Genomic DNA, 6,091 nt, shown 5'->3' with positions numbered 1-6,091 from the left:
ACTTTTGGGGCGCACTTCAACTTGCTTTGACTGATACACCGCTATCGGGGGCAAGCCCCCTCCCCTATTCAGGCATTCAAACTGCGCCGCTATTGAAACAACGACTCGCTCGACAGGCCATTCTTCTCCAGGATCTCACGCAAGCGCTTGAGCCCTTCCACCTGGATCTGACGCACCCGCTCACGGGTCAGCCCAATCTCCAGGCCCACATCCTCCAGGGTGCTGCTCTCATGACCGCGCAGGCCGAAGCGGCGAATCACCACCTCACGCTGCTTGTCCGTGAGTTCAGACAGCCACTGGTCGATGCTTTGAGACAAATCATCATCCTGCAACAGCTCACAAGGATCCGTCGGGCGATCATCCGTCAAAGTGTCCAGCAGGGTTTTATCCGAATCCGGCCCCAGCGACACATCGACCGAAGACACCCGCTCATTGAGACCAAGCATGCGCTTGACCTCCCCTACCGGCTTCTCCAGCAGGTTGGCGATCTCTTCAGGTGACGGTTCGTGATCGAGCTTCTGCGTCAGCTCACGGGCGGCCCGCAGGTAGACATTGAGTTCCTTGACCACATGGATCGGCAAGCGAATCGTCCGGGTCTGATTCATGATCGCCCGCTCGATGGTCTGGCGAATCCACCAAGTGGCATAGGTCGAAAAACGGAAGCCCCGCTCAGGATCGAATTTCTCAACTGCCCTGATCAGGCCCAGATTGCCCTCCTCAATCAGGTCCAGCAGCGACAACCCACGATTGACATAGCGTCGGGCGATTTTCACCACCAGGCGCAGGTTGCTTTCAATCATGCGCTTGCGCCCAGCCGGATCGCCCTTTTGCGACAAGCGCGCAAAGTGGACTTCTTCCTCGGGGGTCAGCAAAGGGGAAAAACCGATCTCATTGAGATACAGCTGGGTCGCGTCGAGCGCCCGCGTGTAATCAATGTATTTGTGTTGCTTTAACGCGGAGGAGTTCTTGGATTTGGTTCGAACTGAAGGTGTAGCAGGTCCCTCATTCGACATCGATTCCATAGCGATGCCGCTCTCCATAAGGAGAACCTCATCGTCGATGTCAAACTCCGGCGCTTCTTTACTGAGAGCCATTGTTATAGTCCTTTGGTGAGTTCGACCTCAAGCTCAAGCGACGCCTTTATCCTTGGCAACGCTGGAGCCTGTTCCTTCTACGCGAGGAACAGGCTGGCAACACATCAACGACGGGGTAGGAATTGCAGTGGATCTACAGGCTTCCCTTGACGGCGAATCTCAAAGTGCAGTTTCACCCGGTCCGTACCAGTTGACCCCATTTCGGCAATTGTCTGTCCGACTTTGACCTGCTGCCCCTCCCGAACCAACAGCCTGCGGTTATGACCGTAAGCACTGACGTAGGTATCGCTGTGTTTGATGATGACCAGTTCGCCGTAACCCCGTAGACCACTCCCGGCGTACACCACCGTCCCATCAGACGCAGCTAAAACAGGCTGTCCCAAATCCCCGGCGATATCAATGCCTTTATTCAAACTACCGTTTGAAGAGAATTTTCCAATCAGCACTCCATTTGAGGGCCATCCCCACCCGGTAGGTGCAGGACCTGCAGGAGGTTGCGGCGCCGGTGCTGGTTTGCTGGCGGAGGTCGAGGCCGCAGTACCGGCAGGCCGCGTAATGACGGTGGTTTTACTGGAGGACGAAGGTGAGGATGCGGTGCTTGTCACAACCGTCGTAGAGGCCGAGCCTGTGCGTCCATCGAAGCGGATCGTCTGACCCGGATGGATCGTATAGGGCACAGGAATATTGTTTCGAGCTGCGAGAGCCTTGTAATCCCAGCCATAACGGAAGGCGATCGAGAATAACGTGTCGCCCTTACGCACCACATACTGCCCGGTGGTGACCGTGGGCTTCTGCGGGGCCGAATTGTTACGATCAACGACCCGTGCGCCACTGCTTGGCGAGCTTGAACAGCCGACCAACACGGAACTGAACACAAGGCCAAGCACCAGTCGCTGAAAACTTGTTTTACTCATACGCTGCGCAAGACCTGTGAGACTCACCCGCCGCTCCCTTTGTGGTGACTGAATATGAACGCCCATAGCAGGCTTGAAAGATGACGCAAGTATAACTGGGCACTGAAGTTTTACTGGCACCCGCGCGAAACCGATGTTCAAGCGCGGGGAATGTAGCCACCCATCATGTTGACTTGATAGACCCCGCCGTAAGACACATCCGCGCCAACAGAATTCACTGGCCGCGCAAATTGATCAGGCCAGCGGGCCATTGAGCAAGGGCACAAAGCGCACGGCACCCAGTACATGTCGTGAAAAGCCTTCGTCCTCACGAACAATCAGCATCAGCTGCTGCACTTCACCGGAACCGACCGGAATGACCAGGCGCCCGCCCGGTGCCAGTTGGTCGAGCAATGCCTGCGGTACATCGGTGGCCACTGCGGTAACGATAATGCCGTTATAGGGCGCCAGCGCCGGCCAGCCTTCCCAACCATCTCCCCAGCGGAAGACCACGTTGCGCAGGTTTAACTCCACCAGGCGTTCCTTGGCGCGGTCCTGCAACACTTTGATACGCTCAACCGAAAACACCCGTTCCACCAACTGCGACAGCACGGCTGTTTGGTAGCCGGAACCGGTACCGATCTCCAGCACCTTGTCCAGCGGCCCCGCCGCTAGCAGCAGCTCGCTCATGCGCGCAACCATGTACGGCTGGGAAATCGTCTGGTTATGCCCGATGGGTAGCGCGGTGTCTTCATAGGCGCGATGGGCCAGGGCCTCATCGACAAACAGATGCCGGGGCGTGCGCCGGATCACTTCCAACACCTGGGCGTTGGACAGCCCCTCTTCGTACAGGCGCTGGATCAAGCGCTCGCGAGTACGCTGGGAAGTCATCCCAATGCCGCGACGCAGCAGATCGTCTTGTTCACGAGCCATCAGCGCAGCCCCTCCAGCCAGCCATCGAGACTACCGAAGGCATCACTGAAGGTGCGATCGAGTTGCAACGGAGTAATCGACACATAACCTTGCATCACCGCGTGAAAGTCGGTGCCGGGGCCGCCATCTTCAGCATCACCGGCGGCCGCGATCCAGTAACCCTCCTTGCCACGCGGGTCGACCACCTTCATCGGCGCCGCCGCGCGGGCGCGATGGCCCAGACGCGTGAGCTGGATACCGCGAATATGGTCGAGGGGCAAGTTGGGGACATTGACGTTCAGTACCGTACGCGGCGGCAGGTCCAGGGAACCGTGGGCCTCGACCAGCAAACGTGCGAAATGGGCAGCGGTCGGCAGGTTGTCGAGCTGGCGCGAGGCAAAAGAGAAGGCAAACGAGGTGCGCCCCAGGAAGCGCCCTTCAAGGGCGGCGGCCACGGTGCCCGAATACAACACATCATCGCCCAGGTTGGCGCCGAGGTTGATACCCGACACCACCAGGTCCGGCTCCTGCTCCAACAGGCTGTTGATCGCCAGGTGTACACAGTCGGTGGGGGTGCCGTTCACACTGATAAAGCCATTGGGCAGAACGTGCGGATGCAGCGGACGGTCAAGCGTCAGCGAACTGCTGGCGCCGCTCTTGTCCTGGTCGGGGGCAACCACTATGCACTCGGCATAATCCTGCAGCGCGGCATGGAGCGCGGCAAGGCCGGGTGCGGTGGCACCGTCATCGTTTGATATCAGAATACGCATGGGCTGTCCGTCTGCCCCACCGGCACCAGATCAACAAGCTCGCGCACCAAGACAGTGGCGAAGCATCCGGCCGGCAGGACGAATTCCAATTGCAGAATGTCAGGCCCGGGATAATGCCACGTCAACCCGCCAATGGGCAGTCGAAGAATACGACGTTCCTGGCTCATGCCCGCCTTCACCAGCCAATCACGCAGGTCGGCTTCGCTGGCGGCAACCGCCTGTTCCAGCTCGAAGGTGGCGCCGGCGGCAGGCGAATCGCCTTCGCCCCATTGCGGCCCGGTGGGGTGCAGGTCCAGGATCGCCAGGCGCGGGTCGTTGCACTCGGCCTCGCCCGCCGGGAAAAAACTGCGGCTGTCGGTAAACGCCAGCAAGTCGCCCACCTGGGCGCGCTGCCAGGAGCCATCGGCCACGCGCGCCGCCAGGACTTTGTTGAATAGAAAACTGCGCGCGGTGGACAGCAGCCGCGAGCGCACATTGCGTTGCTCGGGCAAGGCTTTGCGCGCTGCCCAGTCGCGCGCGTCAACGACGTTGCCACCGTTATGCCCAAAGCGCTGGGCGCCGAAATAATTGGGAATGCCATGCTGGGCAATCAGTTGCAAGCGCGCGTCGATCGCGGCGGTATCGGCCACCAATTGGGTCAGGCGCAAGGTGAAACCGTTGGCCGAATGTGCGCCGCGCTGCAACTTGCGTTTATGCCGAGCGGTTTTGAGGATAGTGAGGCTGTCGTTTTCAGCGGCGCTCATGTCCGGGTCGGCCTTGCCGGGCAATTGCACGCTAAACCACTGACGGGTCAGTGCCTGGCGATCCTTGAGCCCGGCATAACTGACGGTGCGCAACGGTACGCTAGCGGCCTTGGCGATACGCCGCGCTGCCTCTTCGGTGTTCAAGCCGCGCTTTTCCACCCACAGCCACAGATGCTCACCCTCGCCGGTCAGCGGGATATCGAGCACTTCGTCCACTTGGAAATCTTCGGCCGTGGCTTTCAGTACAGCACTGCCCAATGCCTCGCCATAGGCCCGCGGGCCCAGCAGTTGCAGATCACTCATGCGCGCAGCAACAAGGCGACGGAGTGCACCGCAATGCCCTCTTCACGACCGGTAAACCCGAGCTTTTCGGTGGTGGTGGCTTTCACGTTGACTTGATCCAATTCAATTTGCAGGTCCGCGGCAATCAGCGCGCGCATGGATTCGATATGGGGTGCCATTTTCGGTGCCTGGGCCACGATAGTGTTGTCGACATTACCGACCTTCCAGCCTTTTGCATGGATCAGGCCGACCACATGGCGCAGCAGCACCCGGCTGTCGGCACCTTTGAAGGTGGGGTCGGTGTCTGGAAAATGCTTGCCGATATCACCCAATGCCGCCGCGCCGAGCAACGCATCGCTCAAGGCATGCAGCACAACGTCGCCGTCGGAATGAGCCAGCAACCCATGGTGGTGTGCAATGCGCACGCCGCCCAAGGTGATGAAATCGCCCTCAGCGAAACGGTGCACATCGTAGCCGTGGCCAATACGCATAAAAAAACGCCCCGATTTAATTCAGGGCGTGATTCTACCTACTTTTGCCTCACATTAACCGAGCAAAGCACGACCATGGTGTCGCAAATGATCTTCGATGAAGCTGGCGATAAAGAAGTAGCTATGGTCGTAGCCAGGTTGCAGCCGCAGTTCCAGCGGATGGTTGGCCGCTTTCGCTGCCTGCTGCAGGGCTTCGGGCTTGAGCTGCACGGCAAGGAAATCGTCGCGATCGCCCTGATCCACCAGCAGCGGGAGCTTGTGCGAGGCTTCACTGATCAGTACGCAGGCATCCCACTCGCGCCACTTTGAACGTTCTTCACCCAGGTAACGGGAGAACGCTTTCTGGCCCCATGGGCAGTCCATGGGGTTGCTGATCGGCGAAAATGCCGACACCGACAGGTAACGCCCCGGGTTGCGCAACGCACACACCAAAGCGCCATGCCCGCCCATGGAGTGGCCGCTGATGCCGCGCTTATCGGACGCAGGGAAATGCGCCTCCACCAATGCCGGCAATTCCTGCACAACATAGTCATGCATCCGATAATGCTTGGCCCAAGGTTCTTGGGTGGCGTTCAGGTAGAACCCGGCGCCAAGGCCGAAGTCCCAGGCGTTGTCCGGGTCACCCGGCACACCGGGCCCGCGAGGGCTGGTGTCCGGGGCCACGATGATCAAACCAAGTTCGGCGGCCATGCGCTGGGCGCCGGCCTTTTGCATGAAATTCTCATCGGTGCAGGTCAGGCCGGACAGCCAGTACAGCACCGGCAGCTTGCCGCCCTGCTCCGCTTGCGGCGGCAGGTAGACTGCGAAGGTCATGTCGCAACCGAGCACATCGGAATGATGTTTATAGCGTTTATGCCAGCCGCCGAAGCTTTTCTGGCACGACAGGTTCTCCAGACTCATGGCCGA

General features: G+C 59.6%; 7 protein-coding genes. All 7 read right to left on the bottom strand.

The annotated features are described in order from the left end of the window. Window positions 1-89: 89 nt before the first annotated feature. The 7 genes from rpoS to fghA all read right to left on the bottom strand — a co-directional run bounded on the left by rpoS (window position 90) and on the right by fghA (window position 6,085). Window positions 90-1,094, bottom strand: a complete 1,005-nt coding sequence (gene rpoS / locus YA0848_RS16990; protein ID WP_034096265.1) for an RNA polymerase sigma factor RpoS — start codon at window positions 1,092-1,094, stop codon at window positions 90-92. Window positions 1,095-1,198: 104 nt separating this feature from the next. Beyond that, window positions 1,199-2,035, bottom strand: coding sequence for a peptidoglycan DD-metalloendopeptidase family protein (locus tag YA0848_RS16985; RefSeq protein ID WP_034096264.1), 837 nt, complete (start codon window positions 2,033-2,035; stop codon window positions 1,199-1,201). 207 nt (window positions 2,036-2,242) lie between these two features. After that, a complete protein-coding gene (locus YA0848_RS16980) occupies window positions 2,243-2,878 on the bottom strand; it encodes a protein-L-isoaspartate(D-aspartate) O-methyltransferase (protein WP_169867554.1) in 636 nt (211 codons plus the stop codon). Between the two features lie 41 nt (window positions 2,879-2,919). Then, window positions 2,920-3,669: a 5'/3'-nucleotidase SurE gene (surE, locus tag YA0848_RS16975; RefSeq protein WP_034096262.1), complete on the bottom strand. Its 750-nt coding sequence runs from the start codon at window positions 3,667-3,669 to the stop codon at window positions 2,920-2,922. After that, the gene (gene truD, locus YA0848_RS16970) at window positions 3,657-4,715 is read right to left on the bottom strand and encodes a tRNA pseudouridine(13) synthase TruD (protein WP_034096261.1); all 1,059 of its coding nucleotides are present in this window, start codon (window positions 4,713-4,715) and stop codon (window positions 3,657-3,659) included. The genes surE and truD overlap by 13 nt, the downstream gene beginning before the upstream one ends. Continuing rightward, a complete protein-coding gene (gene ispF / locus YA0848_RS16965) occupies window positions 4,712-5,185 on the bottom strand; it encodes a 2-C-methyl-D-erythritol 2,4-cyclodiphosphate synthase (protein WP_012722614.1) in 474 nt (157 codons plus the stop codon). Before ispF ends, truD begins: the two co-directional genes overlap by 4 nt. Window positions 5,186-5,239: 54 nt before the next feature. After that, window positions 5,240-6,085: an S-formylglutathione hydrolase gene (gene fghA, locus YA0848_RS16960; protein ID WP_034096260.1), complete on the bottom strand. Its 846-nt coding sequence runs from the start codon at window positions 6,083-6,085 to the stop codon at window positions 5,240-5,242. Window positions 6,086-6,091 lie beyond the last annotated feature (6 nt).

Origin of the sequence: Pseudomonas sp. S4_EA_1b (genome assembly GCF_016307435.1) — a bacterium.
Taxonomy (GTDB): Bacteria; Pseudomonadota; Gammaproteobacteria; order Pseudomonadales; family Pseudomonadaceae; genus Aquipseudomonas; species Aquipseudomonas rhodesiae.
The sequence above is the reverse complement of the archived record's forward strand: the minus strand, read 5'-3'. Positions and strand labels throughout refer to the sequence as shown.